At 62.1% G+C, this 14617-nt stretch carries 14 protein-coding genes; 3 read left to right on the top strand and 11 right to left on the bottom strand.

Annotated features, from left to right (window positions below; genetic code table 11):
• Positions 1–18: 18 nt before the first annotated feature.
• On the top strand, positions 19–918 hold the full coding sequence (locus tag HX811_RS30435; RefSeq protein ID WP_177048638.1) for a polysaccharide deacetylase family protein: 900 nt from the start codon (positions 19–21) through the stop codon (positions 916–918).
• Here HX811_RS30435 and pcaC read toward each other — a convergent pair.
• The 11 genes from pcaC to pcaR all read right to left on the bottom strand — a co-directional run bounded on the left by pcaC (position 915) and on the right by pcaR (position 11811).
• Complete coding sequence (gene pcaC, locus HX811_RS30430; protein WP_003219813.1) at positions 915–1307, bottom strand: 4-carboxymuconolactone decarboxylase; 393 nt, start codon at positions 1305–1307, stop codon at positions 915–917. The two genes, HX811_RS30435 and pcaC, sit on opposite strands and share 4 nt — an antisense overlap.
• A 187-nt stretch (positions 1308–1494) precedes the next feature.
• Positions 1495–2286 carry a 3-oxoadipate enol-lactonase gene (gene pcaD, locus HX811_RS30425; protein ID WP_177048631.1) on the bottom strand — a complete coding sequence of 264 codons (792 nt, stop codon included), beginning with the start codon at positions 2284–2286 and terminating at the stop codon, positions 1495–1497.
• 10 nt (positions 2287–2296) lie between these two features.
• Positions 2297–3661 (bottom strand): 3-carboxy-cis,cis-muconate cycloisomerase, encoded by a 1365-nt coding sequence (locus HX811_RS30420; protein WP_177048628.1) that lies wholly within the window; start codon positions 3659–3661, stop codon positions 2297–2299.
• Positions 3662–3710: 49 nt separating this feature from the next.
• On the bottom strand, positions 3711–5006 hold the full coding sequence (locus HX811_RS30415) for an MFS family transporter (protein WP_003219818.1): 1296 nt from the start codon (positions 5004–5006) through the stop codon (positions 3711–3713).
• A gap of 180 nt (positions 5007–5186) precedes the next feature.
• A complete protein-coding gene (gene pcaG / locus HX811_RS30410; RefSeq protein ID WP_003219820.1) occupies positions 5187–5753 on the bottom strand; it encodes a protocatechuate 3,4-dioxygenase subunit alpha in 567 nt (188 codons plus the stop codon).
• A gap of 1 nt (position 5754) precedes the next feature.
• On the bottom strand, positions 5755–6459 hold the full coding sequence (pcaH, locus tag HX811_RS30405) for a protocatechuate 3,4-dioxygenase subunit beta (protein ID WP_003219824.1): 705 nt from the start codon (positions 6457–6459) through the stop codon (positions 5755–5757).
• Positions 6460–6487: 28 nt separating this feature from the next.
• Positions 6488–7693, bottom strand: coding sequence for a 3-oxoadipyl-CoA thiolase (pcaF, locus tag HX811_RS30400; protein ID WP_177041987.1), 1206 nt, complete (start codon positions 7691–7693; stop codon positions 6488–6490).
• A complete protein-coding gene (locus tag HX811_RS30395; RefSeq protein WP_172834582.1) occupies positions 7690–8472 on the bottom strand; it encodes a CoA-transferase subunit beta in 783 nt (260 codons plus the stop codon). Before HX811_RS30395 ends, pcaF begins: the two co-directional genes overlap by 4 nt.
• On the bottom strand, positions 8469–9326 hold the full coding sequence (locus HX811_RS30390) for a CoA transferase subunit A (RefSeq protein ID WP_003219830.1): 858 nt from the start codon (positions 9324–9326) through the stop codon (positions 8469–8471). Before HX811_RS30390 ends, HX811_RS30395 begins: the two co-directional genes overlap by 4 nt.
• A 147-nt stretch (positions 9327–9473) precedes the next feature.
• Positions 9474–10820, bottom strand: coding sequence for an MFS transporter (locus tag HX811_RS30385; RefSeq protein WP_003219832.1), 1347 nt, complete (start codon positions 10818–10820; stop codon positions 9474–9476).
• A 148-nt stretch (positions 10821–10968) separates the two neighbouring features.
• Positions 10969–11811: a pca regulon transcriptional regulator PcaR gene (pcaR, locus tag HX811_RS30380; protein WP_003219833.1), complete on the bottom strand. Its 843-nt coding sequence runs from the start codon at positions 11809–11811 to the stop codon at positions 10969–10971.
• A gap of 666 nt (positions 11812–12477) precedes the next feature.
• Here pcaR and HX811_RS30375 point away from each other — a divergent pair.
• Together HX811_RS30375 and HX811_RS30370 are read left to right on the top strand one after the other, a co-directional pair.
• On the top strand, positions 12478–12678 hold the full coding sequence (locus HX811_RS30375) for a hypothetical protein (protein WP_003219834.1): 201 nt from the start codon (positions 12478–12480) through the stop codon (positions 12676–12678).
• 310 nt (positions 12679–12988) lie between these two features.
• Positions 12989–14464, top strand: a complete 1476-nt coding sequence (locus tag HX811_RS30370; RefSeq protein WP_003219836.1) for an inorganic phosphate transporter — start codon at positions 12989–12991, stop codon at positions 14462–14464.
• The last annotated feature ends 153 nt before the right edge of the window (positions 14465–14617 follow it).

Genomic DNA, 14617 nt, shown 5'->3' with positions numbered 1-14617 from the left:
TCGAGTCCGCCGTACACCATGAAACCCTTCGCCACCGTATCGGCCCTACTGCTCCTGGCCCTGAGCCTCAGCGGTTGCATCGGCCCGCCTCTGGCGCTGACACCGCAAACCGAACAACGCCTGAAAACCGAGGCGCCGATCCGTTTTTTGCTGACCTTCGATGACGGCCCCAGCGCCTCGGGCTTCATGAACCCCAGCCGTTCGGTGATGGCGGACCTGGCGAACAACCCGATACAGCCGGGGATCAAGGCGGTGTTCTTCCTGCAGACCGAGGCGCCCCGCTCCGGCGGCAACCCCCGGGGCTACAAGACCATGGAGCGCGAATACGCGGCCGGCCATATCCTGGGCTTCCACACCGCGACCCCGTGGCACAGCAACCATCGCTTGCAGAATCCGGCTGAACTGGAGCACTACCTCAGCCTGGGTTCGTCGACCCTCACCTCCATCACCGGCCAACCGCCCACACTGGTACGCCCGCCGTTCTGGAACTACGACAAGCGCACCTTCGCCGCCTATCAGCAACACGGCATGCATGTGTTGCTGACCGACCTGAGTGCAAACGATGGGGTGATCTGGGTGTTCAACGGCAGCCCGCGTCGACGGGAAAATCTGATACGCCAACTCTCTGTGGTACGCGAGCGCATCGCCAAAGGCGAATTACCGACGGTGGACGGCGTGATCCCGGTGGTGGTGACCTTCCACGATATCAACCGCTACACCGCCTGGCACTTGAAGGAATACCTGCAAATCCTGCTGGACAGCGCCCATATCAATGGCGTGCCCCTCGCCACACAGCCTTTCTACACCGACCGGGCAACCTTGCAGCGAGCCGCCATGGCCCGCACGGTAAAAAGCGCCGACGAAGTCGTGCATCTGCCCGGTGTGTGGAATTGGGTGTGGGACGCTGACTCGCACTAGGCGCGCGACTCTACCCCCAACTCATCCCACACCGACTCGGCCAAGTGAAACGTCGCATTCGCCGCCGGAATCCCGCAATAGATCGCGCTCTGCATCAGCACTTCCTTGATCTCGGCGCGGGTCACACCGTTGCTCGCGGCGGCGCGCAGGTGCAGCTTCAGCTCTTCGCTGCGGTTCATGCCGATGAGCATGGCGATGGTGATCAGGCTGCGGGTATGCCGCGGCAGCCCCGGGCGGGTCCAGATATCACCCCAGGCATGGCGGGTGATCATTTCCTGGAACTCGCTGTTGAACTCGGTCAGGGCGTTGAGGCTGCGGTCGACGTGGGCGTCGCCCAGCACTTCGCGGCGCACTTGCAGGCCTTCGGCATAACGTTGTTTCTCGTCCACAAAACGCTCCTCATGCAACGGTGACGACAGGCACATACCTGTGGCGAGGGAGCTTGCTCCCGTTGGGTCGCGCAGCGACCCCAGTGAGGCCGCTGCAGGGTTTTACAAATAGTGGGGTTGCGGCTGCTCAGGGGCTGCTACGCAGCCCAACGGGAGCAAGCTCCCTCGCCACAGGGTTCAGCGATACTCAGCGCGATAGCAGAAATTCCAGCACACGGTCGCTGAACGCCGCGCCGGCTTGTACGTTGGACAGGTGCGCGGCGTAGAACTCGGCGTACTCGGCGCCCTTCACGTGCTCCTGGATAAAGTGCCCACCAGACGGCGGCGTGACCGCATCTTCGCTGCCGGCAATCACCAGGGTCGGCACTTTGATGGAAGACAGTTGCTCACGGAAATCCGCGTCGCGCACGGCCGCGCAGTTTGCGGCATAACCCTGGGGATCAGTCGCCGCCAGCATATCGGTGATCAGCTTGGCCTGGTCAGGATGAGCCTCGGCGAAGTCGGCGGTGAACCAGCGGGCAATTGACGCATCACGCAGGGCAACCATCGCGGCCGCACCGTCGCGCAGGACCATCTCGATCCGCGGGTTCCAGATCTCCGGCGTGCCGATCTTCGCGGCGGTGTTGCACACCACCAGCCGGCGCAAACGCTCACCCGCGTTGATCCCCAGCCACTGGCCGATCAGGCCGCCCATGGACAACCCGCAGAAATGCGCGCGCTCGATCTGCAACGCATCCAGCAGCGCCAACACGTCACGGCCCAACTGCTCGATGCTGTAGGGACCTTCGGTGACCAGCGACTTGCCATGGCCCCGGGTGTCGAAACGCAGCACCCGGAAGTACTGGGTGAACGCCTCGATCTGGATGTCCCACATATGCAGGTCGGTGCCCAGGGAGTTGGACAGCACCAGTACCGGTGCATCTTCGGGGCCATCGAGTTGGTAGTTCAGTTCGCCATCGGCGAGTTGTACAAATCCCACAGCAGCCTCCTCAGGCAGTCAAAGCAAAATGTTCGGCCACGGCCCGGGTGACCCAGGTGTGCGCCTGGCCCAGGTAGTGCGCCGGGTCCAGCAGGCGATCGAGTTCGGCCGCCGAAAGCTCGGCAATCACTTGGGGTTCATCCCCCAGCACCGCGCGCAGGTGGCGCCCGTCGGCGACGGCGCGTTTGCAGCATTGTTCCAGCAGATGGTGCGCGGTTTCGCGGCCCAGGCGCTGGGCGAGGACGATGCTGACCGCTTCGGCCAGTACCAGGCCCTGGGTCAGATCAAGGTTTTGGACCATGCGCCGGGGGTCGACTTCCAGGCCTTCGCTGACCAGCAGCGCCTGATGCAACGCACCGGATACCAGCCGGCAAATCTCCGGCAGGGTTTCCCATTCGGCGTGCCACAGGCCCAGGCTGCGTTCGTGTTCCTGGGGCATCGCGCTGAACATCGTTGCCACCAGGCCGGGCACTCGCGTTGCAGCGCTGATCAGCACGGCAGCGCCCACCGGGTTGCGCTTGTGGGGCATGGTCGAAGAGCCGCCCTTGCCGGGGGCCGACGGCTCAAACACTTCCGCCGCTTCGGTCTGCATCAGCAGGCTGATGTCGCGACCCAGCTTGCCGAGGCTGCCGGCGATCAAACCGAGCACCGAGGCAAACTCCACCAGGCGGTCGCGCTGGGTGTGCCAGGGTTGCTCCGGCAGGCCCAGCTGCAACTCGGCGGCCAGTGCTTGCGCCACCGGCATCGCCTGTTCACCGAGGGCCGCCAGGGTTCCGGAAGCACCGCCAAATTGCAGCACCAGCAAACGCGGCTTCAGCTCACTGAGGCGCTGCCGGTTGCGGGTGACTGCGCCGAGCCAACCGGCGATCTTCATGCCCAGCGTGACCGGCGTTGCATGCTGCAGCCAGGTCCGGCCCGCCAAAGGAGTTGCCCCGTAGCGCTGGGCCTGGGCGGCAAGAATGTCCCCCAACCGCGCCAGATCATGTTCGATCAGCTCGACCGCACTGCGCAGTTGCAGCACCAGGCCGGTGTCCATCACATCCTGGCTGGTAGCGCCCAGATGCACATAACGTTCGGCGCCGGCATCTTCGCTGGCGATCAACTTGCCGAGGGCCTTGACCAAGGGAATCGCGGAGTTGCCTGCGGTGGCGATGGCGTCGCCGAGGGCATCTACGTCGTAGAGAGAAGCCAGGCAGGCCTGGGCAATCGGCGCGACGGCCGCTTGCGGGATCAACCCGACCTGAGCCTCGGCCAGGGCCAGCGCCGCTTCGAAATCCAGCATGCCCTGCAAACGCCCCTGGTCGCAGAACACTTCAGCCATGCCGTTGGCGGTGAAGTAGGCGTCGAACAGTTGGTTGCTCGTGCGCATCGTCATAACACATCCCTAGGTGGCGCATACCCGGCAACGGGCATGCGCCAGCCGATTACAGATCGTGGTGCAAATACGCCGCCTCTTTGGGCAGGCGCAAGCTGAACAGGAACGCCACCGCCATCATCGCCGTGACGTACCAGTAGAAGGTGTTCTCCATGCCCATGGACTTGAGACCCAAGGCCACATATTCCGCCGAACCACCGAAGATCGCGTTCGCCACCGCATACGCCAGGCCCACGCCCAGTGCGCGTACTTGTGGCGGGAACATTTCGGCTTTCACCAGGCCGCTGATGGAGGTGTAGAAGCTCACGATGGCCAGGGCCAGGGTGATCAGCACAAAAGCCAGGAACGGGCTGCTGACGGTTTTCAGGGTCAACAGGATCGGCACGGTGCACAGCGTGCCCAGGGCGCCGAACCACAGCATCGAGTTACGGCGGCCAATCTTGTCCGCCAGCATGCCGAACACCGGCTGCATGCACATGTAGAAGAACAGCGCGCCGGTCATGATGTAGCTGGCGGTCTTGGCGTGCATTCCGGCGGTGTTCACCAGGTACTTCTGCATGTAGGTGGTGAACGTGTAGAAAATCAGCGAGCCGCCGGCGGTGTAGCCGAGCACGGTGATAAACGCCGCCTTGTGATCGCGGAACAGCGCGGCAATGCTGCCGGCGTCCTTGTCTTCGCGCATTTCCTTGCTGGTGGTTTCTTTCAGGGTGCGACGCAGCAACAGCGAGATCACCGCCGCAATGGCGCCGATCACAAACGGAATGCGCCAGCCCCAGGCCCGCAGTTCTTCTTCGGTGAGGATCTGTTGCAGGATCACCACCACCAACACCGCCAGCAGTTGCCCGCCGATCAGGGTCACGTACTGGAACGAGGCGAAGAACCCGCGCTGGCCCTTGAGGGCGACTTCACTCATGTAGGTGGCAGTGGTGCCGTATTCGCCGCCTACCGACAGGCCCTGGAACAACCGGGCGACCAACAGCAGGGCCGGGGCCCAGGCACCGATGTCTTTGTAGGTGGGCAAAAAGGCGATGACCAGGGAGCCGGCGCACATCATCAGCACCGAGATCATCATGGAATTCTTGCGACCGTGTTTATCCGCCACCCGGCCGAACAGCCAGCCGCCAATGGGGCGCATCAGGAAGCCGGCGGCGAACACGCCGGCGGTGTTCAGCAGTTGCACGGTGGGGTCGTCCGACGGGAAAAACGCCGGGGCGAAATAGATAGCGCAGAAGGCATAGACGTAGAAGTCGAACCATTCGACGAGGTTGCCGGAAGAGGCACCGACAATCGCAAAAATCCTTTTGCTGCGTTCTTCTCCGGTGTAGTGGCTGGTTTTTGTTGTCATGTTTTTTCACTCAGTGGGAACGGTTATAGCCTAGACATACTTTGCAACAACCATGTTCCGCAAGCAGACTTTTGGATATTTGTTGCCTGGGCCGGCCTCATCGCGGGCAAGCCCGGCTCCCACATTTGGAATGCATTCCCCTGTGGGAGCTGGCTTGCCTGCGATAGATCCGCAGCCCACTCAATAATCGAAGAACACCGTCTCTTCGTCGGTGCCCTGCAAAATCACATTCCACTGATACACACCCGCCGCATCCGCCTTGGCGATCAACGTGCGGCGGCGCTCCTGCGGCACACACGCCAGCAGCGCGTCATCCCCATTCGCCGCTTCACCGTCAAAGTAAATCCGCGTCAGCAGGTGCTTCACCAGCCCACGGGCAAACACCAGCACCACCAGGTGCGGCGCCTGGGTCGTGCCCTTCAACCCCGGCACACTGCCCGGCTTGATGGTGGTAAAGCGAAACCGCCCTTCGGCATCCACCGGCACCCGGCCAAAGCCTTCGAAGTTCGGGTCCACCGGTTTGTCCTGCTCATCCTCGGGATGGTCGTACTTGCCGGCCGCATTGGCCTGCCAGACTTCCAGCATGGCGTCGTTGACCACATCGCCATTGCCATCCACCACCTGCCCGGTGATCGCCACGCGCTCGCCGAGGGTGGCCGCAACGGTCAGGTCTTCGCGGTTCAGCCAGGTCAGGCCAATGTGGTAATACGGCCCGACGGTGTGGGAAGTAGTCGCGTTGAGGCTCATCTCATTTCTCCATCGGCGTGGCGTCGCGGCCGCGCAGGACGATGTCCCAGCGGTAGCCGAGGGCATAGTGCGGAATGGTTTTTTCCAGATCGAACGAGGCGATCAGGCGCTCCTTGGCCGACGTGTCCGGGACGCAGTTGTAGATCGGGTCATAGGCCAGCAGCGGGTCACCGGGGAAATACATCTGCGTCACCAACCGCGTCAGCACACTCGGGCCGAACAGCGAGAAGTGGATGTGCGCCGGGCGCCACGCGTTGTGGTGATTGCCCCACGGGTAGGCGCCTGGCTTGATGGTCTGGAACTGGTACCAGCCGTCGGCGTCGGTGACGGTACGCCCGGTGCCGGTGAAGTTCGGGTCCAGCGGTGCGTCGTGCTGGTCGCGCTTGTGGTTGTAGCGCCCGGCAGCGTTGGCCTGCCAGATTTCCACGAGGATGCCGGGAACGGGCAGGCCGTTTTCATCCAGCACGCGCCCGTGAATGATGATGCGTTCGCCCTGGGGCTCGCCTTCGTGCTGGGCGGTCAGGTCGTTGTCCTTCTCGTTGACGCGCTCGGCGCCGATGGTCGGGCCAGTGATTTCCGACAGGGAATGGGGCAGGAACACCAACGGCTTGGACGGCGAACGCAGGTTCGTCGACTGGTAGGCCGGGTGCAGGTAATCAGGCTGAGTACCCGCTTGCGGGCGCCGGTATCCGGGCTTGTCACTCATGGAGCAATCCTCTTTATTCTTGTGGGTCTCAAACGCGTTCGATTGCCAGGGCCAGGCCTTGGCCCACACCGACGCACATGGTCGCCAGGCCTTTGCTGCCACCGGTTTTTTCCAGCTGATGCAGCGCGGTCAGTACCAGGCGCGCACCGCTCATGCCCAGCGGATGGCCAAGGGCAATCGCGCCGCCGTTCGGGTTGACCTGCGGTGCGTCGTCGGCAATCCCCAGTTCGCGCAGCACGGCCAGGCCCTGGCTGGCGAAGGCTTCATTGAGTTCGATCACATCGAAATCAGTTACCGCCAGGCCCAGGCGCTCCACCAGTTTGCGCACCGCCGGCACCGGGCCGATGCCCATCACACGCGGCGCCACACCGGCGCTGGCCATGCCCAGCACCCGGGCGCGGGCGGTCAGGCCGTGTTTTTTGACGGCTTCAGCAGAGGCCAGAATCAGCGCGGCGGCACCATCGTTCACACCAGAGGCGTTGCCTGCGGTGACGGTCTTGTCCGGACCATTGACCGGCTTGAGTTTGGCCAGGGCTTCCAGGGTGGTATCGGCCCGCGGATGCTCGTCGTGCTCGACCACGGTTTCGCCTTTTTTGTGGGCGACACGCACCGGTACGATTTCTTCGGCGAAGAAACCGGCGGCCTGTGCAGCGGCCGTACGTTGCTGGCTGCGCAGGGCGAAGGCGTCCTGGTCGGCGCGGGAGACTTTATAGTCGTCGGCCACGTTGTCAGCGGTTTGCGGCATCGGGTCGACGCCGTACTGGGCCTTCATCAACGGATTGATAAAGCGCCAGCCGATGGTGGTGTCTTCCAGCTTCATGTTGCGCGAGAACGCCGCATCGGCCTTGCCCATCACGAACGGCGCGCGGGACATCGACTCGACGCCACCGGCAATCGCCAGTTCCATCTCGCCGCTGGCGATGGCGCGGAAGGCCGTGCCGATCGCGTCCATGCCCGAAGCGCACAGGCGGTTCAGGGTAACGCCGGGAATGCTCTCCGGCAGGCCGGCCAGCAATGCCGCCATGCGCGCCACGTTGCGGTTGTCTTCGCCGGCCTGGTTGGCGCAGCCGAGGAACACTTCGTCCACCGCGTTCCAGTCCACCGATGGGTTGCGTTCCATCAGCGCCTTGATCGGCAGTGCCGCCAGGTCATCGGCGCGCACGGTGGACAAGCCACCGCCAAAACGGCCGATGGGGGTACGAATGGCGTCACAGATAAATACGTCGCGCATCAGGCTTCTCCGGGGGCTTGGCCGTGGGCGGCAGCGGTGCGTGCCTCAAGGTCGCGCAGGGCAGTCAGTTCAATCTCGGTGGGTTCGGCGCTGGTGGTCACCTGGTCGGCAAAACGAATCGCCCAACCGGTGGCGGCCACTACTTGCTCACGGGTCACGCCAGGGTGCAGGGCGGTGACGACAAATTCGTGGCTGCCCTCCTCCGGCTCCATGATGCACAGGTCGGTAATAATCCCTACAGGACCGGCGCCTGGCAGACCCAGGCGTTTGCGCGAGTCACCGCCTTCGCCGTGGCCGACCGAGGTGATGAAGTCCAGCTTGTCGACAAACGAGCGGGCCGACTGCTTGAGGATGATCAGCACGCTCTTTGCGGAGCCGGCGATCTCCGGCGCGCCACCGGCACCTGGCAGGCGCACTTTGGGCTGGTGGTAGTCACCGACCACGGTGGTGTTGATATTGCCGAAACGGTCGACCTGGGCCGCGCCGAGGAAGCCGACGTCAATGCGCCCGCCCTGCAGCCAGTAGCGAAAAATCTCACCGGTCGGCACCACGGTGTCAGCGGTTTCAGCCAGCTCGCCGTCACCGATGGACAGCGGCAGCACCGAAGGCTTGGCGCCAATCGGGCCGGACTCGTAGATCAGCACCACATCCGGCGACGACGTCAGGCGCGCCAGGTTGGCAGCCTTGGAGGGAAGGCCGATGCCGACGAAGCACACCGAACCGTTCTTCAGGCGGCGCGCGGCGGCGACGGTCATCATTTCGTTGGTCGAGTAAGCCATTATTTGGCCTCCTGCGCGGTGGCCAGCTTGGCCTGGAATTCACTGAAATTGGCGGTGCCGTGGATGTATTCGTTGATCCACGCAGTAAACGTCTCACGGTCCCGGGCGATGGGGTCCCAGGCCTGGTAGAAACGGTTGTCACGTTCGGTGTAACCGTGGGCGTAGGACGGATGCGCGCCACCCGGCACATGGCACACGGCAGTCAGGGCCCAGGTCGGCAGCACGCAGGCGTTCATCGGCGCGTTGAGGTCGTCGACGATTTCTTCAACGGTAACGATGCAGCGCTTGGCCGCCAGGGCCGCTTCCTTCTGCACCCCGAGGATGCCCCACAACAGCACGTTGCCCTTGCGGTCAGCCTTTTGCGCGTGGATCACGGTGATGTCCGGGCGCACCGACGGCACGGCCGCCAGCACTTCGCCGGTGAAGGGGCAGGTCACGGTCTTGATCAGCGGATTGACCTTGGGCAGGTCGGAACCGGCGTAGGCGCGCAACACCGCGAATGGCAGGCCGGAGGCACCGGCGACGTAGGCATTGGCCAGGTCGGCGTGGCTGTGCTCTTCGATCTCCAGCGGTTGCGGCCATTGCTTTTCAACGGCGTCCCGCAGGCGATGCAGGGAACCCACGCCCGGGTTGCCGCCCCAGGAGAAAATCAGCTTGCGTGCACAGCCGGCACCGATCAACTGGTCGTAGATCAGGTCAGGCGTCATGCGCACCAGCGTCAGGTCTTTCTTGCCCTGACGAATGATTTCATGACCTGCCGCCGTAGGAATCAGGTGAGTAAAGCCTTCGAGTGCAACGGTGTCGCCGTCATTCACGAACTGCTTTACCGCATCAGCCAGCGAAAGGATTTCAGCCATGGGGTGGGCTCCCGGTATCGATCGAAAAAGGCGCTGGAGGCAGCGCCGAAGTGCTTGAAGATTAAGCCGGGGGTCGGGGCCAAACAATCCGATAATCGACTGAGTGTTCGATTATCGAACGGATTGTTGTCTTGCTATCGGTCCGTTTCAGGTAGCGTCGGCATGGCTGACCATGCCCTTGATCACCACCGCGGTGGTGGCCAATGCCGCCGGGATCACCAAGGCGGTCAGCACCTGTTCGAAGTTCCAGCCCAGGCCCAGCAAGGTCGCGCCCATCCACGCCCCGAGGATCGCGCCAAAGCGGCCGATGCCGAGCATCCACGACACGCCCGTGGCGCGGCCCTGGGTCGGGTAGAAACGTGCGGCCAGCGACGGCATCGCCGACTGCGCACCGTTGACACACATGCCGGCAATCAACACCAGGGTCGCCAGCAGCGTGATATTGCCCAGGCTCTGCCCCACCGCGTAGGCAAACACCCCGGCCAGCAGGTAGAAGGTACCGATGACCTTGTGCGGATTGAACCGGTCCATCGCCCAGCCCACGCCGACCGCACTCAATACGCCGCCAAACTGGAACAACGCACCGATAAACGCGGCCTGTTCCATGCTGGCGCCGCTGTCGCGCATCAGGGTCGGCAGCCAACTGGTCAGCAGGTAAACAATCACCAGGCCCATGAAATACGTCAGCCACAACAGCAAGGTGCCGGCGCTGTAGGTGCCGGAGAAGATCACCGCGAACACGTTGCGCGCCTTGACGGTTTTCTGTTCGGGCACGCTGAAGCTCGAGGCCTGGGCGACGATGCCCGGCTCGATAGGCGCCAGGGTCTTGCGCACTTTGTCGGTGCCGCGATTGCGCACCACCAGGTAACGCGCCGACTCCGGCAGCCAGAACAGCAGCACCACCGCGAGGATCAGCGGCAACAGGCCGCCGATCATCAGCAGGCTGTGCCAGCCATACGCCGGGATCAGCTTGGCCGAGATAAACCCGCCACCGGCCATGCCCAGGTTGAAGCCGCAGAACATGCTGGTCACCAGCAGCGACTTATGGCGTTCCGGGGTGTATTCGGAGAGCAGTGTCGTGGCGTTCGGCATGCCGGCGCCCAGGCCGAGACCGGTGAGGAAGCGCAGGATCAGCAGTTGATCGACGTTGCTGCTGTAGGCCGAGGCCAGGCTGAAGGCCCCAAACACCAGCACCGCCCCCACCAGCACCACCTTGCGCCCGAAGCGGTCGGCGAGTGGGCCGGAGCCCAGGGCGCCGAAGACCATGCCGATCAACGCGGCACTCATTACCGGGCCGAGGCTGGCGCGGTCGATACCCCAGTCCTGGGACAGCGCCGGGGCGATGAAGCCCATCGCGGCCGTGTCGAGGCCGTCGAGGAAAACGATGAGAAAACACAGGATCACCACTCGCCACTGATACCGCGACAGCGGCTGGGCGTTGATGAAGGACTGAACGTCCAAACAAGTACCGACAGCAGGTGAAGGCTGATTCATTATTTTTATTTCCACACCGATGGGCGGGCGAACGACCTTGAGTCGTCATTATTATTGGGGCGGCGCCTTGAAGCGCTGCCGCACATTAATAAGCCTTGGGAAACACCGTCAATTCATCCAGCCGGGATCTGTGCGGTCACCGAACAGCTTACGCAAACAGCTGCGCACTCAGCTCCTGGCTGGCACTGAGCATGCTCGGCAGGAAACGCTGCTCCAGCTCGCTGCGGCTGACCCGCCCGGCATGGGTGCTGACGTTCAGTGCCGCCAGGACCTGGCCCGAAGCGTCGTACACCGGCACGGCGATGGAACGCAGCCCTTGCTCCAGTTCCTGGTCGACAATGCACCAGCCTTGTTGCCGCACTTCCTGCAGGCATTCGAGCAAGGCTTGCGGGGTGGTGAGCGTGCGGCTGGTCTTGGTTTGCAGATCGGCGTGGTCGAGGTAGTCCTGCAGCGAGGCGTCATCCAGCGCCGCCAGCAGGATACGGCCCATGGAGGTGCAGTAGGCCGGGAGACGGCCGCCCACGGAAAGGTCGACGGAAATCAGGCGTTGGGTGGTGGCGGAGCGGGCAATGTAGAGGATGTCATCACCCTCCAGGGTTGCCATGTTGCACGCCTCGTGGAGCTGCTCGCTCATGCGGTCCAGGTACGGCTGCGCCGAAACGGCCAGGGGCGTGGACGACAGGTAAGCGTGGCCGAGGGTCAGCACCTTGGGCAACAGCGAATAGGTACGCCCGTCGGTGGTGGCGTAGCCGAGTTTGATCAGGGTATGCAGGCAACGGCGTACGGCAGCGCGGGGGATTTCCGTGCGGTGGCTGATCTGGGCGATGGTCAGGTGGCGCTTGCGCTCCTGGAATGCCTGCACCACGGCCAGGCCGCGGGCCAGGGAGGTCATGAAATCCGGATCACCGGTAAACGCCTGGATGCGCTTGGCCGGTGACGCAACGATCGGCGGCGCCACTGATGCGAAGGAGTTGCGCAATTGATCGTTCATTTGGGGTCCTTTCTCTTATTTTTAACCGCTGCGGGAGGGTGACCGCTATTACAAGCCGCCGTGCAATGGCTGCACAAGGCAGGGCAACCAACATTGGGCGATTATCGGACGGTCATTCGATTATCGCAATTTGTCACCGCCGACCGGTGCCGGAACCCATCGACATCCATTTGAGTGCCTTTCAGAATCGACTGATGTACGAGAGAAGTTAAGGTTTAGTAACGCCTGTAGAACATTGCACAATTTATGGCGCCAATAGTTCAGCAAATACCCCACACACCTACGTAACAAAACCCTCACACAAAGTTGACGATTTTTAACTTGATGGCGATAGTGTTATTCAAGCGCGTAGCTATAATGCATCCTGTGTAGGAGCCGACCTCGCCTCACCCCGAGGATAAACCCCACGCAGTCGTTCAGCGCCTGTGTCCAGGCTCCGCCGCAAGTACCTGACACTCATTTCAAATGCCTGCCAACTGCTTGTGGCTGTACAAGAAAACTGTTGCTACGACAGCTGCTCTTCTCCGGTATCGTGGCCGCGTGCAATAAAGAAGTGGTTTTTCCTGTATACCTTCCCATGCTGATCTTCAGATTGACGGTATACCGGGGGCGACTTCCCGGCATCGCGTTTCACCGGATTCAAACTCAACTCAATTAGGTAACAATGTGACGAAAGACGAACTGCGCGCGGAACTTGAGCGCCAGGAACAACGTTACAAGGATGTTTACGGCGGGGAAGTCACCACCTACGCCGCCCAGCCAGAACCTGAACGCAAGCCATGGCGCAAACGAGCCAGCCTGCTCGACCAGGCCTTTGCCCAGGAAATCCAAAAGATTGAACAGGACCTCAAGGCCGAAGAGCCATAAGCGTTTCGGGTTGAGCTTCCAAAGGTGCCATCTCTCTGCCAGTACCACGCTGGTGGAGGGAAGCCCGTTATGTGGCCTTAGCGAAATTTCATACGATTGTTTCAGTTATTCCCTTCCGGCGCTTTATCCCGCGAATTTGATGGATCCTCCACATAAATCAATCACTTGCCAAAGCCCCGAAAACACCGGGATGCACGCCTCCCCCCCATTTTTTTTCGTTGAAGAATGTTACCGATGAGCAGCTAGTGCATTGATTACCGATGTTTTCTGGCATAATCGCGCCCCCTTACGACCGGGTCAGAAAACCTTCATGATCGATTTATTCAGCGGACTGGATGCTTGGGTTCTAGTGAGCCTGTTGCTCGCCCTGGCCTTTGTCCTCGCCTTCGAGTTCATCAATGGCTTTCATGACACCGCTAACGCGGTTGCCACAGTCATCTATACCAAAGCCATGCCTCCGCATCTGGCCGTGTTCTTCTCCGGGGTGTTCAACTTCCTCGGCGTGTTGCTCGGTGGGGTCGGTGTTGCGTATGCCATCGTGCACTTGCTGCCGGTGGAGTTGCTGATCAATGTGAACACCGGCCACGGTCTGGCCATGGTCTTCTCATTATTGGCAGCGGCGATCACCTGGAACCTCGGCACCTGGTATTTCGGGATCCCGGCGTCCAGTTCCCACACCCTGATCGGTTCGATCCTCGGTGTCGGCCTGGCCAACGCCCTGATCAACGACATTCCCCTGGCTGACGGCGTCAACTGGCAGAAAGCGATCGATATCGGCGCTTCGCTGGTGTTCTCGCCGATGGCTGGTTTCGTGGTAGCCGCCCTGGTGCTGCTGGGCCTGAAATGGTGGCGCCCGCTGTCGAAGATGCACAAGACACCGGACCAGCGCCGCAAGCTCGACGACAAGAAGCACCCGCCGTTCTGGAACCGCCTGGTCCTGGTGATTTCGGCGATGGCCGTGAGCTTCGTGCACGGCTCCAACGACGGGCAGAAAGGTATTGGCCTGATCATGCTGGTACTGATCGGTATCGTGCCGGCGCAGTTCGTACTGGACCTGGGCAGCACCACTTACCAGATCGAGCGCACCCGCGACGCTACGCTGCACTTGAATCAGTTCTACCAGCGCAATCAAGAAACCCTCGGTGAGTTCCTGGCCCTGGGCAAAAGCGTGAAAGACGATTTGCCGGGCAAGTTCCAGTGCAATCCGCAGCAGACTGAACCGACGATCAACGCCCTGCTGGGGACCTTGAAAGGTGTCTCTGACTACCATTCGTTAACCGCCGAGCATCGGATTGAAGTGCGTCGTTATCTGTTGTGCCTGGATGACACCGCGAAGAAGGTGGGCAAGTTGCCAGGCCTGGATGCGCGTGAGAAGTCGGACCTGGACAAGTTGCGCAAGGACCTGACGGCGACCACCGAGTACGCGCCGTTCTGGGTGATCCTGGCGGTGGCACTGGCCTTGGGCCTGGGCACCATGGTGGGCTGGAAGCGTGTGGTGCTGACCATTGGTGAGAAGATCGGCAAGCAGGGCATGACGTATGCCCAGGGTATGTCGGCGCAGATCACCACGGCCAGCATGATTGGCCTGGCCAATATCTTCAGCTTGCCGGTTTCCACGACCCATGTGTTGTCTTCGGGTGTGGCGGGGACCATGGTGGCTAACAAGAGCGGGCTGCAAGGTGGCACCGTCAAGACCATTCTGATGGCTTGGGTGTTGACGCTGCCGGCGACTGTGGGCCTTTCGGCCGGGTTGTTCTGGTTGGCTTCCAAGGCTTTGGGTAGCTGACAGCTCTTGGGCTTGTGAAGAGGGTGCGACCTGTGAGGGTCGTGCCTTTTTTTATGGCTGGGGTTTGGGTGTATATCCGTTATTTAGGTAACGGCCACTTATGGTTCCGCTCTGACAGCGGCTCACTTTTGAACAGCCGGAATGCCGGCCCAG

This window comes from Pseudomonas sp. F8002 (assembly GCF_013385495.1).
Lineage (GTDB): Bacteria > Pseudomonadota > Gammaproteobacteria > Pseudomonadales > Pseudomonadaceae > Aquipseudomonas.
Note: the sequence above shows the minus strand (reverse complement) of the source record. Positions and strands in the feature narration are given on the sequence as shown.